This window comes from Mycolicibacterium neoaurum ATCC 25795 (genome assembly GCF_000691525.1).
In the GTDB taxonomy this organism is placed as follows: Bacteria; Actinomycetota; Actinomycetes; order Mycobacteriales; family Mycobacteriaceae; genus Mycobacterium; species Mycobacterium neoaurum.
Genome location: NZ_JMDW01000016.1, coordinates 115,376 through 137,998 on the forward strand (window position 1 = coordinate 115,376; position 22,623 = coordinate 137,998).

Consider the following 22,623-nt stretch of genomic DNA (forward strand, 5'->3'; position numbering starts at 1 on the left):
CTCATTCCTCCCGGAAGTCCGACCAGATGGGTTCGCGCACGGCAGCGTGATAGGTGCTCAGGCGCCAGGGGCTGACGGTGTGGATCTCACCGTCGTCATTCTTGAAGTATGAGTGGGTGATCGATGGGTGAGCCCAGACGGTCTTGCGGATCTCTTCCTGAGACCGCCTGTGCCATTCGGCGGTCGGATCGCGTAGTGGTTCGATGCATCGCAAGTCGGCGGTGATCAGGTGCTCCAAGCACTGGTTGATATAGCGCATCTGCAACTCGGAGTTCAGGATCAGACTGCCGCCATGCGCCAGGTGGGCGCCCGGACCGTAGGTCATGAAGAAGTTGGGAAAGCCCGGGACGGTGATGCTGCGGTAGGCATACGGTCGGGTGCCCCACACCTCGTGCAGGTCGAGGCCGTTGCGGCCGGTGACGGTGATCGGGAACAACACGTCGGTGGCGCGGAAACCGGTGGCGTACACGATGATGTCGGCCTCATGGGTGGTGCCGTCGGCGGTGACCACGCCCGTCTCGGTGATGCGCTCGATCGGGGTCCTGATGAGCTCGACATGGTCGCGTTTGAGTGTGCTCAACCAACTGCCGTTGTCCTGCAGGGTGCGCTTGCCGGTGGCCGGGTAGTCGGGTAACACCTTGGCCAGCAGGTCTGGATCATCTCCGACCTGGTTGGTGATCCAGTCGGTGAACATGATGCGCGCGATGGCGTTGATCTCGCTGACGGCATTGCCCTGATCTCGGTAGTCGGGGTCGACCAGCGCGGCATCCAGACCTTTGTCCGCGCCCGGCCAGAGCAGTAGGAAGCGATACCAGCGGCCGTAGTAGGGCAGGTGTTCCATTGCCCAGCGCACGCCTTCGGCCACGGGCTCGTGGTACATGGGATTGGGAAACATCCACTGGGCGGTGCGCTGAAAGACGTTGAGGCGTGCGACGTTGTCGGCGATTGCTGGGGCGATCTGGAATCCGCTGGCCCCGGCACCGATCAGGGCGACGCGCTTTCCAGTGATGTCGACGCCGTGATCCCAGGCTGCGGAATGGAATGACGGCCCGGTGAACGTGTCGGCGCCAGGGAAGTCCGGGATCTTGGGACGGTTGAGTTGTCCGACGGCGGTGATGATGGCGTTGGCGGCGAAGCTCTGGCCGTCGCCGGTGGTGACGTTCCAGCGATCACCGTCCCAGCTCACCTGGCGGACCTCGGTGCCGAAGCGGATGTGCGGGCCGAGTTCGTGGCGGTCCACCACATCGGTGAAGTACTGCCGCAGTTCGGGCTGTTCGGCGAAGAAGTGCTGCCAGTGATTGCTGGGTTCGAAGCTGTAACAGTAGAAATGGTTGGCTACATCGACACGAGCACCGGGATAGCTGTTCTCCCACCATGTTCCGCCCGGTCCGCTGTTCTTCTCCAGGATGGTGAAGCCGATGCCGGCCTGCCTGAGCCGCACGCCGGCCAGGATGCCGGACTCACCGCAGCCGATGACGATGACATGGAAGTCCCCGGTGTCCTCGAGCGCATGCGGTCGCCGTGGGTCGATCCCATCGAGGTCGAGCTCCTCGAGTACCAGCGGCAGGTTGTCCTCGCCGACGTGTTCGCAGGCTGCCCAATCGAGCATCTCTCGGATCAGTTCAGGTGAAAGAGGTTCGGGGACCGGGCAACCGGCGTCGCGGTATGCAGTGATGACGGGAAGGGCCTCGGTGCGAGCACGGGCCTTGTCCTCCTCGGACATGAAACCCTGTACTTCATTGAGGAACAGTCCGGCCTGCTTGTAGTCGCGGATGAAACGCGGGTCGCCGGTGATGTGAACGAGTGACAGCAGCAGCGTTGGAATGCTGACCTGCTCCAATGCCGCGGCGATATCGGCTTCGGGGGTCTCAAAGGGCCGGCCGGTGTGGAAGCTGCGGGTCACAGCCGGTTACGCTACGGCCGGTTGCGGAATGAGGCAAGGGTGTAGTGATGTTTCACCCTCGACTCGGTCGGCGCTCGGCGCTGCGCCCCACGATGTCGATGGCATGGCCCAATCTGGAGCGCATCTCGGAGAACGTCCTTCGGCCCTGGACCAACGCGAGTACCTCTGAAGTCCACACGTCGGTGATGAGGTCTGCGATGGCGGCATAGGTGTTCGTCTCGGCGGAGTAACCCTGGGCCATGACGTGTATGAACATGATCGCCGTCTGTCTGCGGATCATCTCGGCTTCCACGGAAGCCACCACATGAGACGCGACGTAGGCATGGGTAAGCGAGTGTGTCACTCGGTCGGAGTGTTCCATGGCGTTGATCAGGCTCCAGACCGACAACCGGAGTCTCGATATCGGGTCGTCGATGGCGGACAGATCCGCGCTCAGAAATTCGTCGAATCGGATCAACTCCCGTTCCAAGGCCATCACGAGAAGATGAACCTTCGACGGAAAGTAATGATAGAGCGTGCCCATCGCGACATCTGCTTCGTCGGCGATGGTGCGCATGTGGACGCGGTCATATCCGCCGGCACCCGCGACAGACACGGCGGCGTCGAGTATTCGGGATCGACGTTCGCGCTGACGTTCGGTGGTCAGTTCTTCTTCGGGCAGCGAAGCGACGTGATAGTGGTACGCCTCCTCGTCGTCTGGCCTCAGCGCCACGCGGTCTCCCTGTAGATCGTAGCCATCCATCCGTTGAAACCGTGGTGGACAGGTGTCCAACGATATGCCCCTATTGACCGTCCGACAGTTGTGTCCGCTTCGTTGGTCGTGGACGTTAACCGCCGAAAGATGCGACAAAACAGGCACAATCGGTGGACGCTTGTTAAACGATAACGGATCATATAATAATGGACACCTGTCCAGCTAATCGAGTGGATGTAGTCCAATGACCGTGAGGTCGAGGGGAGGGGTCGTGGCGTACGTCATCACGCAGAATTGCTGTAAGGACGCCAGTTGTGTGCCGGTCTGCCCGGTGGACTGCATTCGTCCGGTCGATGCGTCGGCCGCCGACATGCTCTATATCGACCCCGAGTCGTGCATCGACTGCGGCGCCTGCTTCGACGAATGCCCGGTCGATGCGATCTACTACGAGGAGGATGTGCCCGCTGCGCAGGCACGATTCCGCGAGATCAACGCCGAGTACTTCCAGCGCCATCCGCTGGAGCCGGACACCACGCCGCAGCGACCATCGCGACAGGTTGCAGACGGCGAGTTGACGGTGGCGATAGTCGGCGCCGGTCCGGCGGCGTGTTACGCCGCGGCTGAACTCATGGCGATCGACGGAGTGCGGGTCAACCTCTTCGAGCGGTTACCCACCCCGTTCGGCCTGATTCGGGCCGGTGTCGCACCAGATCATCAACACACCAAATCGGTGGTCGACATCTTCGATAGAACCTTCGTCAACCCCAGGTTCGGGTGCCACCTTGGCGTGGAGATCGGTAAAGACTTGAGTCACGACCAGGTGCTCGACCATCACCACGCGGTGATCTACGCCGTGGGCGCGGCCACCAGCAGGCCGCTCGGGATTGCCGGTGAGGACCTGCCCGGCAGCCACCCCGCCGCCGACTTCGTCGGCTGGTACAACGGCCATCCCGATTACGCGGACGGTGGGTTCGTCCTCGACGGCGAACGTGCGGTGATCATCGGCAACGGTAATGTCGCGCTCGATATCGCACGGATGATGCTGCTGGACTCCGTTGCACTCGGTCGCACCGATATCGCGGATCACGCACTGGACGCACTGCGGGACAGCACGATCCGTGAGGTCGTGGTCTTGGGGCGACGGGGCATCGCGGATGCCGCCTTCTCGGTAGGCGAGTTCCTCGCGCTCGGGGAGCTCGACGGAGTCGATGTGACCATAGACGGACCGGTGCAGGATTCGACCGGGGACACCGATCTCTGGGCCACCTTGAAGCTGGACATCGCCAGGGAGTATGCGGCGCGGCCCACCACTCCGGGCAACAGACGAATCATCCTCCGTTTCAACACATCACCAGTAGAGATCATCGGTGACGGGAGAGTGTCCGGACTGCGTGTCGAACGGGACGGCGCCAACGAAGTGTTGGACGCATCATTGGTGTTGCGTTCGATCGGCTATCGCGGGGTGCCGGTGCCCGGCCTCCCGTTCGACGATGTCGCTGGGGTCGTGCCCAACGAGGATGGCCGCGTGCAGGACAGTCCGGGTAGCTATGTCGCAGGCTGGATCAAGCGCGGCCCGCGCGGCGTCATCGGTAGCAACCGCACGTGTGCAGAACAGACCGTCGAAGCGCTCTGGCGTGATCACTGCGACGGCAAGCTGACCCGTGACATCGCTGGGCCCGAGTCCCTCAGTGCGGCGCTGCGTGAAAACGGCGCGCAACCAGTGGATTGGTCGGGTTGGCGCAATATCGACGCCGCCGAGCGACGACGTGGCGCGGCAGTCGACCGCCCACGGGTCAAGTTCATCGGAATCCCGCAAATGCGGTCCGCGTCGGTGACGGCGGGATCGTGATCGAAGATGGGTCGATCCAGGGCAGGAAGTAGGTCGCGGTGAGCTTTGAATTCGATCTGTCCGGTGTGTTCCGCGCGGTTGCCGCCGCGATACCGGATTACTGTTTCCTGCACTGGCGTGGTGAGCGGTTCACCTATGCCGCCACCGATATTCGTGTCGACGGCGTTGCGCACTATCTCCACAGCCTGGGCGTGGGTTGTCACATCGAGCGCCGCGGGCTGCAGGGTTACGAATCCGGGCAGGACCACCTCGGGATCTACCTGCGGAACAGCAACCAGTATCTGGAGACCATGCTCGGTGCATACCGTGCGCGTGTCGCACCGTTCAACGTCAATTTCCGTTACACCGGCGAGGAACTGATCTACCTGTTACGCGATGCGCATGCCACCGTGCTGGTCTACGGCGCGGAGTTCGCACCACGAGTCGCCGAGATCCGTGATCGCTTACCTGAGGTGAAGTTCCTCATCCAGGTGCCGGATGATTCCGGACATCCTCTTCTCGAAGGTGCGGTCAACTTCGAGACCATCGTCCATACGGCGCCACCCTCGACCGCCATGCCGGCTCCTTCCGGTGAGGACCTGTTCATCATCTACACCGGCGGCACCACAGGCATGCCCAAAGGCGTGTTGTGGCGTCAGCACGATATCTTCATGTCCTCCATGGGCGGCCGACCTCTGGGAGGTGGACCTGCCTTGGAAAGCCTGGAAGCGCTACAGGCTCGCGTCCGGCAGGCACCAGGCGCATTGTCACTGTTGATGGTGGCTCCGTTCATGCACGGTGCCGGACAATGGGCGACGTTCTATCTCATGACCATGGGAGGTTGGATCGCGCTACCCGATGATGTCCGCACACTTGATCCGGCCAAGGCGCTGCGTCTGGTCGATCAACTCGGAATCACCGGAATCCCGGTGGTGGGTGACGCGGTCGCTCGCCCGCTGATCGACGAGATCGAGACTGGGGGTCACGATCTGAGGACACTCCTCACCATCACCAATGGTGGGGCGCCGCTCTCGCCCACCGTCCGGGACCGCATTCTGGCGGCACTGCCGCACGTTGCGCTCGTCGACGTGATCGGGTCGTCGGAGACCGGCACTCAGATGAACAGGTTGTCCACCGCCGAAGTCGCCGAGGCGACGGGCTTCTCTCCGTCGGATGCGACTGCAGTGATATCGCCTGATCGCGAGAGGGTTCTCGCCCCCGGCGGCGGGCAAGGGTGGCTGGCTCAACGAGGGTTCATACCGCTTGGATACCTTGGTGATCCGGCCAAGACTTCGGCGACCTATCCGACGATCGACGGGGTGCGATGGTCCCTGCCGGGCGACCGAGCCGAATATCGCTCCGATGGCCATATCGTTCTGCTCGGCCGTGATTCACTGACCATCAATACGGGAGGAGAAAAGGTCTTCGTCGAAGAGGTCGAGCAGGCTCTGTGTGCGCACGACGCGGTGTACGACGTCGTAGTCGTGGGACGGCCCTGTCCGCGTTGGGGCCAGGAGGTCGTGGCCATCGTCCAGCTGATCGACGGTGTAGAGGCGACCGACCAGGAGTTGGCTGCCACATGCTCCGAACGGCTTGCGCGCTACAAGATTCCGAAGTCTTTCATCCGAACTTCCACCATCTTACGATCCCCGGCAGGGAAGGCCGACTACCGCTGGGCCAGAGAACTGGCTATCCGAACCAGTGCCCAGCTGCCCGAGTCGACACCGTCGGAGATCGCATGATTCCGCTACAGCCGGGCGAGATCACGCCGGCCTGGATGTCCGGTGCACTGCGTTCGGTGAACACCGAGCCAGTGGTCGACACTGCAACGGTGACCCCCGTCGGAACCGGCCAGACCGGGGCGACCTACCGTGTCGCGGTGACGTACACCCGAGGTGGCGATCAGCTGCCGTCGAGCTACGTCGTCAAGTTGCCGTCGCAGGATCCCGAAGTGCGGCAACGGGTTGCGCTGGGATACCGATCTGAGCATGCGTTCTACACGGAGGTTGCGGCAACCGTCGCGGTGCCGACACCGCACTGCTATCACATCGACATTGCGAACGAGGGCGTCGACTTCGTGATGCTCATGGCCGATCTGGCACCGGCTGTTCAAGGTGACCAGATCCTCGGTTGCTCCGCAACCGAGGCTGCGTTGGCAGTCGAGGCTCTTGCCGGCCTCCACGGTCCGCGTTGGTGTGATCCCGCGTGGCTGGACTTCGGGGGCACGACGATGCCGCGTGCGGATGCCGACATCGCCCGCGGAATGGGTGATCTGGCGCGGTTCGCCGCCGACACCACCACGGAGCGACTAGGGGCCCGGATATCGCCCGAGGACCTCCTGACCATCGACCGGGCGGTCACGCTCGTGTCGGCGTGGCTTCGTCTTGAACCGAACCGCTTTGCTCTTCTCCATGGGGACTACCGTCTGGACAACCTGTTGTTCGATCCAGGATGCACCCGGGTGACTGTGGTGGACTGGCAGACACTCGCGGTCGGGTTGCCGGCGCGTGACCTGGCGTACTTCATCGCGACGAGCTTTTCGGTGGCCGAGAGGGCCGGCTTCGAAGCGGATCTCGTCACGGCGTATCACCGCCGGCTGTGCAGCCACGGCGTCACCGGTTACGACGTCGGCGCGTGCTGGGATGACTACCGCATCGGCATGCTTCAGATCCCGCTGTTGACCATGCTTGGATTCGCCTTCTCCGCTGCCACCGAACGCGGCGACGACATGGTGCTGGCGATGCTGGCACGCGGGTGCGCAGCCATCAGAGACCTCGGCACGCTTGACCTCATCGAGCGCCGCTCATGACCAACCGTGCGGTGTGCCCACGCGGTGTAAGCCGCAACTGACCATCGAGACACGCTGTACCCGTGTTACGCCCAGGACCCTTCTTGATGGCCTGTGTTCCACACTTCGGTGATCCTGCCATCGACGACCCGGAAGATCTCCATGCTGCCGATGGCGCTCACCGTGCCGTCGTCGAGGACGATTGTGGCGTCGTACATGATCGCGGCGTGCTCACCGTCCACCCCGGCGACGATGGTTCGCACATCGAATCGAATGCTCTCGAACATCGCGTGGTGGTCTTTGATACGCGCGACCGCCTCATCGTGGGTCAGGACGGTCACCGAGCCCACACCGTGCCGAATGACTCTGTCGCCCAGAAGTTCATTGGCGAGATCGAGGTCGCACTGATTCCAAGCGATGAGGTTATACGCTTCGACCACATCACGCGCCGACCGCAACCGAGGCGCTATCGGCCGATTCGACTGCGGGTTTGAGGGCGACGAGGTCGGAATATCCCGCATCAGCGCAGCGGTTGATCGACGAGTCCGCAGAAGAATGTTCGCTGCGCATACGCGAACGGACCTGGCGCTCTGGAATAGAGCAGACTATGCACACGCCGGGTGGCCATCTGTCCAGACTAGGATCAGAGTCCGGGTGGGGCAAGGATCCTGCGAAAGGTGTTGTACCAGAATGGTGGCCGTAGGTAAGACCCCAGGGGTGGCGGCGCGGGTGACAGGTTCGATGCCGATCAGAATCGGACGGTCAGATCCTGGCCGACGAGGCGACGCACGCCCCAGAAATAGGTCAACAACGGCATGGTGCACCACAGTACGTTGATCAACACGAACTTGACCCACATCTCAGCCGGCGACGACATGCTCTCCAAGTTGTTGGCGATCTCCACGCCGAAGTAGACGGCAGGAAGCGTCACCTCGACGATCATGCCGGCCATGATCAGTGAGAGCTGGTTACTGGTGAATCGACGGCCGTTCCGGAAGAACTGGAACAGCGCGTAGGCCTCGAAGATGCCGACGAACAAGGCGATGTACTCCATGCAGACGATCAGCGGGTCGCCGGTGAGGTAACGTGCGTCGCCGCCCAGCAGGATCGGCGACCACATGTAGGTCCACAGTGCGCCGTTCTCGATGCCCTCCACGATCTGGTCGAAGAACAACAACCATGGCAGCTCCCAGATGAACCGGGGAATCAGCGCGATGAACACCCAGACGATGATCATCGCCCCGAAGCGGTCGGCGCGAGTCCAGTCGCGGCGGTCGCCGACCCGAAGCCACGGCAACGCGAGAGCGGTCACAAAGCAGCAGACCACCAACACCACGAGCACGGTGGATGCTGTGGACTGCGGCACGCCGACGTGCATCTCCAGGTACCAGAAGATTGGTTGGATCGCGAAGAAGACTGCCAGCACGACGAACAGCGCTTTCTGAAGCGAGGAGAATCCGCGCCGTTGGCGGGTGTGCTCGCCACCATCGGGGGTGATGGTCTCGGTCATGAGCGCTTCCTCCGCATCGAGGTGTTCATCGAACTCGTACTCGTCCGATCCGACGAGTGGGGGCCGTCATGAGGGACGTTGAGACGGACTCTAGTTTTATATCACGCGTAATGTTATAACGTGTTGTAGTTTTTTGGGACCGTCCCAGCGAAGTTCCGGTGTCGATCCAGTCGACTCCTGTTGCCTTCGTTCACGGCGGACCCGGATGCCGGCAGTGAACATTCCGACGTGGCGAAGGGCGCGCAGTGGCAGTGCATCTGACTCGTGGCACCAAGGTGCGAGTGGCTGCGGTCGTGCTGACGGCAACCTGCCTGGCTGCAGCGTGCGTCACCTACCTCGGCTACCAAGGTGCGTTCGCCTCGACCGCGGCCGTCACGTTGACCGCACCGCGGGCAGGTCTGGTGATGGAACGCGATGCCAAGGTCAAGTTTCTCGGCGTCCAGATCGGGCGAGTAACCGATATTGAATACGAGGACGACGCTGCCCAACTGACCCTGGCCATCCGCACCGACGAGCTCGCCAAGGTCCCGTCGAACGTCACCGCGCGCATCGCCAGCAGCACGATCTTCGGAGCGAAATCCGTCGAGCTGCTGCCTCCGGAGCGTCCTGTGGCGGATCACCTTGCCCGCGGCGCGCATCTGACGGCCGCCGATGTCAGCGTCGAGGTCAACACACTGTTCCAGACTCTGGTCGATACACTCGACAAGATCGACCCGGTTCGCCTGAACGCCACCGTGACTGCGCTTGCCGAAGGGTTACGCGGCAACGGGCATGATCTCGGTGCCGCACTGACATCTCTGTCCGAGTTCGTCGGCAGTGTCAGCCCACATCTGCCGACCCTGCAGACTGATCTCCAGAAGTTCAGTGGCACGGGTGACATCTACAACGCCGCTGCCGACGACCTGGTGTCGACCCTGGGAAATGTGCCGACGGTGAGTGCCACCATTGTCGACGAAGCCGACCAACTCAGTTCGGTCTTGATGGCGACGACCGGGCTCTCCATCACCGGAGCGGACACCCTCGCACCCGCTGAGAACGATGTCGTGGCCGCCGTCCAGCGACTACGCGCTCCGCTGGGGGTGCTCAGTGATTATTCTCCGGAATATGGTTGTCTCATAGACGCATTGGCCATGGCCTACAAAAAGTTCGGGCCCAATATCGGCGGAGTGCAACCGGCGCTCTTCGTCAATGCCGGATTCATTCCCGGGACCGCGGTCTACACCTATCCCGAGAGTCTTCCGTTGGTCAACGCATCAGGTGGCCCCAATTGTCGAGGTCTTCCCAACCTGCCCACAAAGCAATCCGGCGGATCGTGGTATCGCCCCCCTTTCCTTGTGACCGACAACGCCTATGTGCCATACCAGCCGAATACCGAGCTCCAGTTCGACGCGCCGTCGACACTGCAGTTCCTCTTCAACGGCGCCTATGCCGAACGGGATGACTACTGATGCGCTCCCGGAGGACCGGCCTGAAAGTTGCCATCTTCACTGCCGTCATGCTGCTCGTGCTGGCAGGCCTGGTCGTCACGTTCGGTCAGTTCCGCTTCGGATCGAACAACACCTTCCGTGCCGAGTTCGCGTCGGTGTCGCGTCTGAAAACCGGTCAGGACGTGCGCATCGCCGGAATTGCCGTCGGCTCTGTCAAAAACATCGCCATCGAGGGCGATCACGCCACCGTCACATTCACCGTCGACAAACGTCAGCAGCTCTACACCTCTACCCGGGCCGCCATCCGCTATCTCAACCTCACCGGCGACCGGTACCTGGAGATCCTCGCCGGACCCGGCGATCTCGTGAAATTGCCTGCTGAAGCCACGATTCCACGCTCGAACACTGTGCCTGCGCTCGATCTGGACGCTCTTCTCGGCGGCCTTCGACCTGTTCTCAAAGGTCTCGATGCAGCCAAACTGAACACCGTCAGCAATGCCATCATCGAGCTGTTACAGGGCAAAGGGGGCACGCTGTCCACGGTGCTCGCCACCACCGCCGATTTCACCCGGACGATCGCCAGCCGTGATCAGTTGATCGACCAGACGATCGACAATCTGACCACGGTGCTGGCCGCCGCCGATCACCGAAGTACCGAACTCAACACCAGCATCGATCAGCTCCAACAACTGGTCACCACACTGAGCAAAGGGCGTGACCCCATCGTCGACGCCGTCGAACCGTTGGCGGCTGCGCAACGAGATCTCACCGATGTCCTGAGCACGGCGCGACGTCCGTTGCAGGGCGTGCTCGAGAACGCCGGCCCGTTGGCCACCGCGCTGGACGACCGGAAACAGGAGGTCAACGCGACGGTAGAACCGCTCGCCGAAGACTATCTGCGGTTGAGCGCGCTCGGTGCCTACGGATCGTTCTTCAACATCTACTTCTGCTCGGTCAAGATCAAGATCAACGGCCCCGCCGGTAGCGACATCCTCTTGCCTGCGGTCAAACCGCCATCGTCGAACAATGGGAGATGCGACTTTGTCAAGTAGCCCCACACGGCGAGATCCGCTGCGCACAGGTGTTTTCGGCATCTTTGTCGTCACCTGCCTGGTACTGGTGTCCTTCAGCTATCCGAAATTGCCGATCTGGCCACAGGGCCTGCACTATGACGCGTACTTCGCCCACGCCGGTGGCATCGTCGTCGGAAACCCGGTCCAGATCTACGGTTACACCGTCGGTCAGGTCGACTCCGTCGAGCTCGACCTCACCCACCGAGCTGCCAAGGTGGGTTTCACCATCGACCGTGATATCCGGATAGGCGACCAATCTTTGGTTGCGATAAAGACCGATACCGTGCTCGGCCAGCGCTCGGTAGAGGTCACCCCACTCGGAGTCGGTTCTGTCACCGCGATACCCCTGGCCCGTACCACCACGCCGTACACGCTCAACAATGCGTTGCAGGACCTCGGGCACAATGTGGGCGAACTCGACCAACCCCGCTTCGTCGAGGCGCTGGACGTCCTGACGACCGCCATGCGCGATGCCACCCCACACGTACGGGCTGCGCTGGACGGCATCACGGCGCTCTCGCGCAGCGTGAACAACCGCGACGAGAAGGTGCGACGGCTTCTCCAGCATGCGAAGTCGCTGTCGGATGTGGTCGCCGCGCGGTCCGGGCAGATCAACCAGCTGGTCACCGACGGTAACCTGCTGTTCGGCGCCCTGGCGGAACGGCGTTACGCCATCGACCAGCTGATCACCGGCATCAGAGATCTCGCTACCCAGCTCAAAGGGTTCGTCGACGACAACAAAGAGCAACTCGGTCCGACGCTGACCAAGTTGAATCTCGTTCTCGACAACCTCAACGAACGGCGCGAGCACATCTCGGCCGCCCTGACGCGACTACCTGCCTACTCGACCGCACTGGGTGAAGTGGTCGGGTCCGGACCGGGCTTTCAGGCCAACGTCTTCGGTGTCCCCCCACCATCGATCGGAGGGATCCTGCTGGACTCCTACTTCCAGCCCGGCAAGTTGCCCGACAGCCTGGCCGATTTTCTTCGCGGGTTCATCACCGACCGTGCGGTTGTGAGGCCGAAATCGCCATGACGCGACTCAATGCTCTTCTGCGCCGCCGGACTCCCCGGCTAGCCTTGATCGTTGCACTGCTGGTGGCGCTGACCGGGGGTGTCATCGTGGGGTGGCCCAGTCCGGCCCGGCTGACCGTCACCGGACATTTCGCCTCAGCCGTCGGGCTTTACCCTGGTGACGACGTCGAAATCCTCGGCGTACCAGTCGGTACGGTCGCCAGTATCAGCCCAGGCGTGGATCACACTGCGGTGACTTTCACCGTCAATCCCGGAGTCACCGTCCCGGCTGATGCCTCCGCCGTCATCGTGGCGCCCAATCTGCTTTCGGCCCGCGTCATCGAGATCGGCCCGCTGTACACCGACGGGCCCACGCTGGCCGACCATTCCACGATCCCGATCGAACGTACCGCGGTCCCGGTGGAGTGGGACGACGTCAAAGACGAACTCACGCAGCTTGCGTCCCAACTGGGGCCGCACAACGGTGCAGTACAAGGACCGCTCAGCGCCGCGATCGATCAGGCAGCCGACACGTTTGACGGCAAGGGCCGATCCTTCCGTGACGCCATCCGCGAACTGTCTCAGACCGCAGGGCGTCTGGGAGACTCCCGATTCGATCTGGTGGGCACGGTGAAGAATCTGCGCACCCTTGTCGATGCGCTTGCAGGCAGCAACGAGCAGATCGTCCAGTTCACCGGCCACGTCGCATCGCTGTCGCAGGTGTTTGCCGACAGCACCGATGATCTCGCGAGTTCACTCGACGTCCTCAACACCGCACTGGCCAGTGTCAAGAACTTTCTCCAGGAGAACAATTCGGTCATCAGCGGACAGGTGCGCAAGCTCACCGATTTCACGTCCTTGCTCACCGAGCACAGCGAAGACATCGAGCAGGTGTTGCATGTGGCGCCCAACGGTCTTGCCAACTTCTACAACATCTACAACCCGGCACAAGGGTCCATCGGGGCCATCTTGTCACTGCCCAATCTTGCCAATCCCGTGCAGTTTCTGTGCGCAGGCGTGTTCGACGCCGGCGGTACTCCCGACTACTTCAAACGCACTGAGCTGTGCAGGCAGCGAATGGCACCCGTGCTCAAGAGGATCATGATGAACTTTCCGCCGGTGCTGTTCCATCCGATCAACTCCATCACCGCCTACAAAGGTCAGTTCGTCTACGACACACCGGCTACCGAGGCGAAGGCGCAAATGCCAACATCACAACTGCAGTGGCAGCCGTTACCCGGTTCGACCTTGCCCGGGCCGTCGACACCTGATCTGACCAGCTTGATCCTGCCTCCTGTTAACCCCGGAGAGCCGACCTCACCGACAACGGAGCCGGGACGATGAAGTATCCGGTCACCTTCCGATCTGTGCGACTGCTGGCGGCGCTCGGATCTACACTCGTCGTTGTTAGTGGATGCCAGTTCGGTGGACTGAATTCACTCGCCATGCCGGGTACCGAAGGCCACGGGACGGGATCCGTCACGATCACCGTCGAGTTGCCCGATGTGTCCACTCTCCCGCAGAACTCACCGGTTTTGGTCGAGGATGTCGCCGTTGGCAGTGTTTCAGGACAACAGGTCATGCAGCGTCCGGACGGAACTTTCTACGCCGCGTTGCAACTGTCCTTGAGCGCGGCAGTCGACCTGCCGGCGAACTCCACCGTCACACTGGGGCAGACATCGTTGTTGGGCTCTCAGCATGTCGAACTGGCTGCGCCCACCACCGAGCCTGGTGAGGGCGTTCTGCGTGACGGCACGAATATCCCGATGGAGCGCGCCGCACGCTACCCGAGTACGGAAGAAGTGCTGTCGACGCTCGGCGTCGTTGTAAACAAGGGCAATCTCGGTGCCTTACAGGACATCACCGACGAACTCGACAAGGCTGTCAATGGGTACAGCGGCGACTTTGCGAACCTGCTACCACAACTGGCCGACTTCACCGCGGCGGTGAACCGACAGGCCGGCGACATCGTGACAGCAATGGAATCGGTCAACAGGGTGGCCGGGAAATTCGCCGCCGATGACACGACGATCAGCTCGGCGCTGGCCGCATTACCGGAGGCCACGCGGACCCTGAACGACAACGCAACACGGATCGTCGACACCTTCTCCGTACTGGGCAGATTCAGTGATATCGCAGCCCGTATCCTTGCCAAGACCAAGACTGATCTCACCATCGATGTGACCAACGCCTACGCCGTGGTGAAGCCCCTCGCTGATCACGCCCAGGAACTCATCGATGCGCTACCGATCATGGCCACCTATCCGTTCCCGCAGACCGGCATCAAACAAGCGGTGCGCGGTGATTACCTGAATGCCATCGCCACACTGGACCTCACGCAACGACGATTCGGCGAAAACGTCTTCACGACATCGCCATTGGATCCCAATATGAAGCACCTCAGCGAGATCGTGACCACGCCGGACTTCCTCATCGGTGAACAGGCCAATCTGTCCGGTCAGGCTGCCGACCCCTTCGCCGTGCCGGCGCCGGCGTCCGACCCGAGCACCGGGCAGCGCTGATGCTGACCCGACTCGTTCGTTGGCAACTGAGTGTCTTCGCTGTCGTCACCGTCATTGCAATGGGTTTGGTGGCGATCTTCTACCTACGTGTCCCGGAAGCACTGGGCATCGGACGTTACAGCGTGACCGCCAACTTCGGGGCCAGCGGTGGGCTCTATCCGAACGCCAACGTGACCTATCGCGGATCCACGATCGGCAAGGTCACCGCCGTGACATTGACCGACGAACTGAGTGTCGACGTTCACATGCGCCTCGACTCGGATACGCCCATCCCCGCCGACGTCACCGCGGCGGCGAAGAGTGTCTCGGCGATCGGTGAGCAGTACGTCGACCTCATCCCGCACGCGGATGGCGATCCGCAACGGATGCTGCGAGACGGTGCCGTCATCGACCGAGCCCATACCACGCTGAGCGGCGATGTCGCCGGCCTTCTGCGGGAAGCCCAAGGCCTGGTCAATTCCCTGGACCAAAGCAAACTCCGGGACGTGCTCGACGAGACCGCAGCCGCCTTCGGTGGTACCGGTCCAGAAGTGGCCCGGCTGATCAACTCCGGCAAAGACCTTCTCGACGAACTGAACTCGTCCAGCCAGGACACCACCGTGTTGATCGATCGGCTAGGTCCCTTTCTGGAGGCGCAACTGCGCAGCGGCACGGACATCACATCGCTCGCAGATGGATTGGCGCGGTTCACCAACCATCTCCGCAACGCCGACCCACAGCTGCGGACACTGCTCGACACGGCGCCTGCCGCCGCTGACGCGGCGACGCAGGCATTCGAGGGCATCCGCCCCTCCTTTCCCATGCTGGCCGCAAATTTGGCCAACTTCGGCCGCATAGGCGTGATCTATCGCAAGTCGCTGGAACAGACCCTGGTCGTACTGCCGGCGGTGACGGCGGTCCTGATCAGCGCCGCCGAGCAGATGCCGGCCGACGAGGGTGCCAAGGTCGACTTCAAACTGGGGCTGGGCGATCCGCCGCCGTGCAACGTCGGCTTCATCCCGCCACCGGAAATCAGGTCCCCAGGGGACCAGACCCTGCGAGACCTGCCGAACGACATGTATTGCAAGGTGCCGCACAACTCAGCGTCGGTCGTCCGGGGAGCGCGCAATTACCCGTGCCAGGAATTTCCGGGAAAGCGGGCGCCTACGGTCGCCCTGTGCCGGGACCCGATCGGATACGTCCCGATCGGGAACCAAGCATGGCGGGGACCCGCGGTTCCCGAAGCCACGCCGATCACAGACCCTCGAAACATACTGCCCTATAACAAATATCCCTATATCCCGCCGGGCGCAGACTACGATCCCGGTGCGCCTGTGACCCAACTGCCCGACGGTGTCGAACCGGGGCCGGGGCCTGCCCCGTTCGCGCCTTTCCCGCTGCCGGTACCCCCTGTCACACCAGGTCCGCAACCACCGCCGCTGCCCTACAGCCCTCCGGCTGACCAGCAGGTGCCCCCCTACGGGCAACGGCCGCCCCCGTCGGGCGTACCAGATATCACACCGCCACCGGCGGCGCTGCCCGCCGAAGCGGGAACCGACACCTCGGCACGAGACGCCTTCGCCGGACTGGACGTGACGACCTACGACTCCGGGAACGGTCTCTTCCAGGACCGCCATGGCGGTGTGGGGATGTTCGCTGCGGCAGATGCCAGCATGCGGCCCGCAGAGAACTGGCTCGACCTCATGCTCGCACCGCGCGCTTTCTGACGAGTCCAGTATGGGCGTCCGCAGTCTACCGATACGACTGACACCTAGGATCTAGCTCATGCGGCACCCGAGACGACATCAACGCGGCGGCGCTGCCTGGTCTGTGGTCGGCAACGAACCGGCGCTGCCTGCCGGTGGGTCGTCTACGCCGCAGCAGCTCACAGCGTAGGAAAGCGACGTTGATGCCCAAGAAGGTCACCGGCGGCACCGCGCCACGACGCACCCGTCACCGTAGCCAGGAACGTGCCGATCGAACGCGTGAACTCGTCATCGAAGAGACAATCCGATGTATCCGAGAGGAAGGATTCGCCGCAGCCAGCACTCGGCACATCATCGAGCGGATGGGTTTGAGCACCGGTGTCATCCAGTACCACTTCGGTGACCGTGACGGGCTCCTCACCGCCGTCGTCGACCACGCCATCACCTCCCTGGTGACCGCCGTCAACGAGCTTGCCGACGAGGTGGACGGCATCACTGATACCGAAGCCCGGATGACGGCGCTCGCCGATGCAGCGTGGCGAACCTTCCTCAATCCCGCCAGCATGACCGCCATGGAGATCCTGATCGCCACCCGGTCGCTGCGGTCGACTCTCGGTGTCGAGCAGCTCGCGAAACTGCAGCCAGGACTGCAGAGGATCGCCGGTCTCATCGGCGCGCCGTCGTCCTACACCGATGCCATCGCCGATCTGCTGTGGGCCGCACCGGTCGGGTTGATGGTCGGTCAGATGATCACCGACGTGCCGTTGCCGACCGAGCCGCAACGGCAAGCGATGGCAAAACTGATGACCGATCACCTCGCCGTCAGTTCGCGCGAGGCCGCGGCACGACCGCGCAAGAAGGCGCCCCGCGGCTGAGCGGTCCAGATGGGCAGGCGGGCGCCGGGATCATGACCTGATCGCGCGTCGCGGGTGCAACCGCAATCTTCGCGTTCGGGGTGACGACGCGAAACTCAAACCTCTGGCGCCGGTTTTCACCACGTTTCGGCCTCCGCTTTTCGGGTAAGCGGCCCGTATGTCGAGTAATCGTGCTGCGATACTCCTGATCGCCGACCCGGGAGCCCCGGCAGCCATCGCTGAGCGGGTATCCGGCTCGCTTCCGGAGGTGCTGCCCGACGCACCTTCGGGTTGCGGTAGATGGCAGGTCTCGGTGCGCCGACAGGCTATTTCGGTAGACGAGGACACCGCAATGGCAGACATCATCAAAGCTGTGGCACCGGATGACGAGGCAGCAGACATAGTTGTCTATGTCACCGATCTACCGCGGCGGCAGGGTACGACGCCGGTGGTGGCTGACATCAGTACGCGCGATCGGTTTGCCGTGATCTCGGTGCCGGCATTGGGGGCGGTATCGATCGAACACCGGCTCAAAGCCGTCGTGCAATCGGTTTACTCCGAGATGACACACTCGGCGAAAGATCGAGAGGCACCCGTGCTGAGGGCAACTCAGATAGTGGACGGTGACGTCGTTCACTATGTTTCGTCGTCCGGGTTGCAACGCGTGCGATTACTCGCGGGCATGGTCTACGCGAATCGCCCATGGCGGCTGGTCACCGGGATGTCGAAGGTCATGATGGCAGCATTTGCCACCGGTGCCGTGAGTCTCGCCTATCCGACGATGTGGCAACTGTCGAGCACCATGGGGCCGTGGCGACTCAGTGCCGCAACAATTTTGACCAGTGTTGCCATGGTCAGTTGGCTCATCGTCGAACACGGCTTGTGGGAGCGGCCAAAGGGGTCGGTGGCACGGGATCGTGCGGTGTTGTACAACGCTTCAACTGTCATCACCCTCGCCGTCGGTGTTGTCGTCTTCCATGCTGCGCTGTTCCTGCTTCTTCTGTTGACGGCGTGGTGGACATTGCCTCCGCAATTGGTCGCTCAGAGCATCGGTGGACCCGTCGGTCTGCCAGCGCTGCTGTTGATGGCGTGGTTGGTGGCTGCGGTCGCCACTCTGGGCGGGGCATTGGGGTCTGGAATGGAAGACGATGATGCCGTGAAGGCCGCGGCGTACGGTGCCCGCCAGCGCAAGAGATTCGAGGATCAGCGCGGAAAGGTCAGTCCGCACTCCGGATGAGCTGAGTCATCCATATTTCCGATGACGCCATGCTGGCTGATCTATCGGGCGACGTTTCCTATATCTCCGCCCCGCCCAGCGGGCAATCCACGATGGCCCGTTCGACGACCTCCCGTAGCGTTCCGGCGGTAGGGACATCCAGCCAGTACTGGACCGCGGTGTGGATGGCGGCGATGACGGTGGCGGCGGCCAGCCGTGGAGCCAGGTCGACGTGCGGGTCGGTGCCCGTCCGGTCACCGATCTCGGCGGCAAGGACCCGTTCGACCTCGATATCGGACTTGCGTTCCTCGGCGAACAACGACCGCTCGGATCGGATGAGGCGAGAGCGGGCCATCCAGGCGCGGTCAGGCTCATCTTCGAACAGCGCGGCCGCGGCGGCGCGCAGTGCTTCGGGAAGTGGCTCGTCGGCGGGGCGCGCACGCAATGCCGCGCGGAAGACATCGGCGCGGATCGCGGCGACGCCTACGATCGCCGCCTCTTTGCTGGGGAAGTAATTGTTGAACGTCCGCGGTGAGACTCCGGCTGCGGACGCGATCTGTTCGATGCGAACCCCTGTGACGCCGTGCTCGATCGCGAGGTCTAGCGCCACCGCGCTGAGGCGGGCGCGCATCTCTCGCTTCTTGCGCTCGCGCAGGCCATCTCCTGCTGCAGGGGAGGGCGGATCAGCACTCACAGCTTGTGTCCCCTCGTCACTTGATCGGTCGAGAATAGTAGTCGGGAAGGTTGTTCGTGCTGTGCGGGGATCGTCGCCCAAGCATGCGGGGGATCGGACTGGACAGCATGATGTTTCGGGCAGCGATGCCGAATCGGGTCCGGGGAACCGTGATGTAGGTGAACAGGTGGTTCTGGCTGGCTGCCACCAGCGGACGCTGGGCGGATTCGTACCGGCCGAAAGCGTCCAGCGGTGAATCGGTGCGGCTCAGTTCGCCCGCGAGACGATAGGCTCCGGTGAGCGCCAGCAGTGCGCCGGCCCCCGATGCCGGTGATGCGCAATAGGCGGCATCGCCGACCAGCGCGATACGCCCGGTTGACCACGACGGCATCGAAATCTGGTCCAGTGCATCGAAGTAGAAGTCGTCGGCGGTGTCCGCCGCATCGAGAAGTGCGGGAACGTGCCATCCCGATTCGGCGAAGGCATCGCGGACCAGGTGGCGCTGAGCGGTGATGTCGCGGTAGTCATAGCTCAACGCGGTCGGGCTGTGGAAGGTGAAGGTAAGCAATCCGTGCCCGGATTCATCGCAGTAGATCGCCACCGACTTGCCGGGCTCGTTATAGAACGTCGTCCAAAATGGCTCGCCCACGGTGGAATCGACACTCACCACGGCGTAGTAATGCTGCTTGAAAACGCGATAGTGGTCCTCGGAACCGAACGCTGCCCGCCGAATCTTCGAATGGATGCCGTCGGCGCCGATCACCGCGTCGAATCGCCGTCCAGGTGTGCGGGCGAAGGTGACGTCGACCCCGGCGCCGTCCTGGTTCAGCTCGGTGACTGTGTCACCGAAGATGTATTCGACGTCGGATTCGGTTGCGGCGTAGAGCAGGTGCGCGAGATCACCGCGGGTGATCTCGATATCTTCGGAACCCACCATGTTCTCGACTTCGGAGGTCGGGAAGCGCACGCGTTGCCGGCCGGATCGATCGAGGAACCGCATTCCGTGGTTCACCATGGCGCGATCCCTGACGTCCTCGGTGAGGCCCATGCGATCGACGACGGTCAGCGCCTCGGATCGAATGTCGACCCCGTTACCGCCGCATCGGAGCTCGGGTGATTGCTCGATGATGGTGACCTCGAAACCGGCACGAATCAGCCAGAAAGCGGTCGCGGGACCGGCAATGCTGGCGCCGGCGATCAAGATGCGCGGTGTCGTCATGCCGCCATCCTGCACGAAAAGTGCGTGGCCCGCAAAATTGCGTGGTACGCAACATGTGCGGTCAGGTGAGGGCCTCCACGAGGACGAGGACGCCGACGACGGCGATCGCCGCCCCGGATCCCAGCCGAAGGCGGCGTTGCGCGCGCGGATTGGTGATGCGTGTGAAGATGCGTGCCGCTGCGACGGCCAGCACGGTGAGGTAGAGGAAGGCCACCGCCGCGTCGATTGCCCCCAGTGTCAGGATCGAGCCGACCGTCAGGTCGGGCGCGTACTGCGGAGCCAGCAGCAGAAAGAACAGTCCAACCTTGGGATTGAGCAGACATGAAACAAGTCCCTTGGTGAAGCCGGCCATTTCGGCGCGCATCTGGGGGACGGAGGCGTCGACCAGCTCGGCGGTGTCGAACACCTCGCGAATGCCGAGATAGATCAGGTAGGCCCCGCCGACGAAGTGCAGGACATCGACCAGGCCGGGGTGGGCGGCCAGCAAGCGCGCCAATCCCACCGCGACGGCGCAGGCCCACAGCAGCGAGCCCATCGCCGAGCCCGCGGCGACGAAGATGCCCTCCCTCGGCCGGTTCAGGGCGAGCCGGAGCACCAGTAGCGAATCTGGGCCGGGTGAAATGGACAACAGCAGGCACAGGCCCGCGAAACTCAGTGCGGTTTCGATGTTCACGGGCTAGCTACCCGGTGTCACACCCGGCGATCCTGTGCAGGTGCGAACGACTCGTCGGATCGCCGCGGGATCGCACTTGGTGTGCTTGCGGGCGACGTCGACGATGCCACTCATGGTTGCCTCTCCATCGGAGTTCTCAGTGGCCACAAGGGGTATCACGCCGCGGCGCGGCGGCGCACCTGATTTTCCGGCTCGCCGTCACGGGTGCGGCCACCCACCTCCTCGGCGACGCGTCCGCTTGACAGTTTGTCTGGCGGCAGACAATATTGTCTGGTGCCAGACAATGAGGACAGGGGTCACCGCGACACGATCGGTGCCTGGACCAAACGCTGCTACCTGGCCGCCCGCGAGGCCATGGAAGATTCGCTACGGCCATACGGTCTCGGGGCGACGCAGTGGTACGTGCTGTATTTCCTGGTCGATGACGGCCCTGTCAGGCAACGCGAGCTCCAGGGCCGCCTTCAGGTCGAGCGGGCCACGTTGAGCTCGGTGGTGGGCGCGCTGGTGCGCAAAGAGCTGATCGAGCAGGTTCCCGCCGACGATGACATGCGCCAGAAGCTCTTGCGGATCACCCCGGCAGGACGCGCGTTGTGGCGAGATCTACCAGATCTGGGGCAGATTCACGCGATGGCATTCGACGGAATCGACCCCGATGACCTGGAAATCGCCGTCCGGGTGCTCAGAACGGCCACCGCTCGTCTCGAGCGATACCGGAAGGAAGGACACACATGAAGGTCGTGGTGACCGGTGCGACCGGACTGGTGGGATCTCGCTTGGTCAGCAGGCTGCTCGAGCAGGGCCTGGACTGTCATGCGGTGGTGCGCCGGCCCGGGTCCGCTCCCGCCGGTGTCAACGAGGTGATCGGCGACCTGTTCGACGGTGACACGCTCGCCCAGGCACTTGAGCAAGCGGATGCCGTCATCCACCTGGCCGCCATGTTCCGTTCGGTCGATGAGGACCTGATCTGGCGGACGAACCTCGACGGCACCCGCAATCTCGTCGAGGCCACGGCCAGAATCGCACCCGAGGCCAGGTTCATCATGGCCAGCACGAGCCACGTGTACGGCCCCGGTGGCGGCAGGCCGGGCCGTGAAGATGATCCGGTCGCCGCCACCGCTGCCTATCCCGCCAGCAAGATCGCAGCCGAAAAGGTGCTATGCACAGCGGGTTTGACCTGGTCGATCCAGCGTTACGGGTTCGTCTACGGCGACGGCGACGGACACCTCGATGCGCTGCCCGCGCTGGTGGCCGGTCGCAGCATGCACCCGGCCGCACGGATGAGCATGATCCATCACCGTGACATCGCCACCGTGACCGGGCTGGCCCTGACCGGAGCCCTCGACCGCCAGATCGTCAACGTCGGCGACGAGGCCGCCATGTCCCTCTACGAACTCGTCCACCTTGCCGGCGGCTCCATGGATCCGTCGGCCGAACCGCTGCCGAACCCGTGGCATCTGGTGATGGATGGATCGCTGGCGCGAAGTCTCGGCTTCCGGCCGGCGGTGCGCACCGTTCACCAGGCCGTCGCGGACGGACTGCTGTGA

General features: G+C 63.0%; 20 protein-coding genes. 13 read left to right on the plus strand and 7 right to left on the minus strand.

Annotation, left to right across the window (positions count from 1 at the left end; all coding sequences use genetic code 11):
• Position 1: 1 nt before the first annotated feature.
• Both IC40_RS0122175 and IC40_RS0122180 read right to left on the minus strand, forming a co-directional pair.
• Complete coding sequence (locus IC40_RS0122175; RefSeq protein WP_030136865.1) at positions 2-1,903, minus strand: flavin-containing monooxygenase; 1,902 nt, start codon at positions 1,901-1,903, stop codon at positions 2-4.
• A 52-nt stretch (positions 1,904-1,955) separates the two neighbouring features.
• A complete protein-coding gene (locus tag IC40_RS0122180) occupies positions 1,956-2,615 on the minus strand; it encodes a TetR/AcrR family transcriptional regulator (protein ID WP_158631986.1) in 660 nt (219 codons plus the stop codon).
• Positions 2,616-2,868: 253 nt separating this feature from the next.
• On the opposite strand from IC40_RS0122180, the gene IC40_RS0122185 reads away from it, so the two are divergent.
• Genes IC40_RS0122185 through IC40_RS0122195 form a run of 3 tightly spaced genes read left to right on the plus strand, consistent with a single transcriptional unit; the run spans position 2,869 to position 7,234 of the window.
• Positions 2,869-4,446, plus strand: coding sequence for an FAD-dependent oxidoreductase (locus IC40_RS0122185; protein WP_030136867.1), 1,578 nt, complete (start codon positions 2,869-2,871; stop codon positions 4,444-4,446).
• A 38-nt stretch (positions 4,447-4,484) separates the two neighbouring features.
• On the plus strand, positions 4,485-6,167 hold the full coding sequence (locus tag IC40_RS0122190) for an acyl-CoA synthetase (RefSeq protein WP_036470600.1): 1,683 nt from the start codon (positions 4,485-4,487) through the stop codon (positions 6,165-6,167).
• Entirely contained in the window at positions 6,164-7,234 is a 1,071-nt protein-coding gene (locus IC40_RS0122195) for a phosphotransferase family protein (protein WP_030136869.1), read from the plus strand. The genes IC40_RS0122190 and IC40_RS0122195 overlap by 4 nt, the downstream gene beginning before the upstream one ends.
• A gap of 65 nt (positions 7,235-7,299) precedes the next feature.
• Here the strand turns inward: IC40_RS0122195 and IC40_RS0122200 are convergent, their stop codons facing one another.
• Complete coding sequence (locus IC40_RS0122200) at positions 7,300-7,671, minus strand: nuclear transport factor 2 family protein (RefSeq protein WP_081843519.1); 372 nt, start codon at positions 7,669-7,671, stop codon at positions 7,300-7,302.
• 290 nt (positions 7,672-7,961) lie between these two features.
• Positions 7,962-8,723, minus strand: a complete 762-nt coding sequence (locus tag IC40_RS0122205; protein WP_019511690.1) for a membrane protein — start codon at positions 8,721-8,723, stop codon at positions 7,962-7,964.
• Between the two features lie 245 nt (positions 8,724-8,968).
• Here IC40_RS0122205 and IC40_RS0122210 point away from each other — a divergent pair, with 245 nt between their 5' ends.
• From IC40_RS0122210 to IC40_RS0122245, 8 genes are all read left to right on the plus strand, one after another.
• Positions 8,969-10,171 carry an MCE family protein gene (locus IC40_RS0122210; RefSeq protein ID WP_023985163.1) on the plus strand — a complete coding sequence of 401 codons (1,203 nt, stop codon included), beginning with the start codon at positions 8,969-8,971 and terminating at the stop codon, positions 10,169-10,171.
• Complete coding sequence (locus tag IC40_RS0122215; RefSeq protein WP_030136871.1) at positions 10,171-11,202, plus strand: MCE family protein; 1,032 nt, start codon at positions 10,171-10,173, stop codon at positions 11,200-11,202. The genes IC40_RS0122210 and IC40_RS0122215 overlap by 1 nt, the downstream gene beginning before the upstream one ends.
• On the plus strand, positions 11,177-12,259 hold the full coding sequence (locus tag IC40_RS0122220) for an MCE family protein (protein WP_042509516.1): 1,083 nt from the start codon (positions 11,177-11,179) through the stop codon (positions 12,257-12,259). The genes IC40_RS0122215 and IC40_RS0122220 overlap by 26 nt, the downstream gene beginning before the upstream one ends.
• On the plus strand, positions 12,256-13,581 hold the full coding sequence (locus IC40_RS0122225) for an MCE family protein (protein WP_042509517.1): 1,326 nt from the start codon (positions 12,256-12,258) through the stop codon (positions 13,579-13,581). Before IC40_RS0122220 ends, IC40_RS0122225 begins: the two co-directional genes overlap by 4 nt.
• On the plus strand, positions 13,578-14,759 hold the full coding sequence (locus IC40_RS0122230; protein WP_030136874.1) for an MCE family protein: 1,182 nt from the start codon (positions 13,578-13,580) through the stop codon (positions 14,757-14,759). The genes IC40_RS0122225 and IC40_RS0122230 overlap by 4 nt, the downstream gene beginning before the upstream one ends.
• Positions 14,759-16,465: an MCE family protein gene (locus tag IC40_RS0122235; protein WP_030136875.1), complete on the plus strand. Its 1,707-nt coding sequence runs from the start codon at positions 14,759-14,761 to the stop codon at positions 16,463-16,465. The genes IC40_RS0122230 and IC40_RS0122235 overlap by 1 nt, the downstream gene beginning before the upstream one ends.
• Positions 16,466-16,647: 182 nt before the next feature.
• Positions 16,648-17,319 carry a TetR/AcrR family transcriptional regulator gene (locus IC40_RS0122240; protein ID WP_019511683.1) on the plus strand — a complete coding sequence of 224 codons (672 nt, stop codon included), beginning with the start codon at positions 16,648-16,650 and terminating at the stop codon, positions 17,317-17,319.
• A 157-nt stretch (positions 17,320-17,476) separates the two neighbouring features.
• A complete protein-coding gene (locus IC40_RS0122245; RefSeq protein ID WP_030136876.1) occupies positions 17,477-18,535 on the plus strand; it encodes a hypothetical protein in 1,059 nt (352 codons plus the stop codon).
• Positions 18,536-18,593: 58 nt separating this feature from the next.
• Here the strand turns inward: IC40_RS0122245 and IC40_RS0122250 are convergent, their stop codons facing one another.
• From IC40_RS0122250 to IC40_RS0122260, 3 genes are all read right to left on the minus strand, one after another.
• The gene (locus tag IC40_RS0122250) at positions 18,594-19,208 is read right to left on the minus strand and encodes an acyl-CoA-like ligand-binding transcription factor (RefSeq protein ID WP_138158137.1); all 615 of its coding nucleotides are present in this window, start codon (positions 19,206-19,208) and stop codon (positions 18,594-18,596) included.
• Between the two features lie 16 nt (positions 19,209-19,224).
• The gene (locus tag IC40_RS0122255; RefSeq protein ID WP_030136878.1) at positions 19,225-20,406 is read right to left on the minus strand and encodes an FAD-dependent monooxygenase; all 1,182 of its coding nucleotides are present in this window, start codon (positions 20,404-20,406) and stop codon (positions 19,225-19,227) included.
• A 61-nt stretch (positions 20,407-20,467) separates the two neighbouring features.
• Complete coding sequence (locus tag IC40_RS0122260; protein ID WP_030136879.1) at positions 20,468-21,079, minus strand: LysE family translocator; 612 nt, start codon at positions 21,077-21,079, stop codon at positions 20,468-20,470.
• A 273-nt stretch (positions 21,080-21,352) separates the two neighbouring features.
• On the opposite strand from IC40_RS0122260, the gene IC40_RS0122265 reads away from it, so the two are divergent.
• Both IC40_RS0122265 and IC40_RS0122270 read left to right on the plus strand, forming a co-directional pair.
• Positions 21,353-21,811, plus strand: coding sequence for a MarR family winged helix-turn-helix transcriptional regulator (locus IC40_RS0122265; protein WP_030136880.1), 459 nt, complete (start codon positions 21,353-21,355; stop codon positions 21,809-21,811).
• Complete coding sequence (locus tag IC40_RS0122270) at positions 21,808-22,623, plus strand: NAD-dependent epimerase/dehydratase family protein (protein WP_030136881.1); 816 nt, start codon at positions 21,808-21,810, stop codon at positions 22,621-22,623. Before IC40_RS0122265 ends, IC40_RS0122270 begins: the two co-directional genes overlap by 4 nt.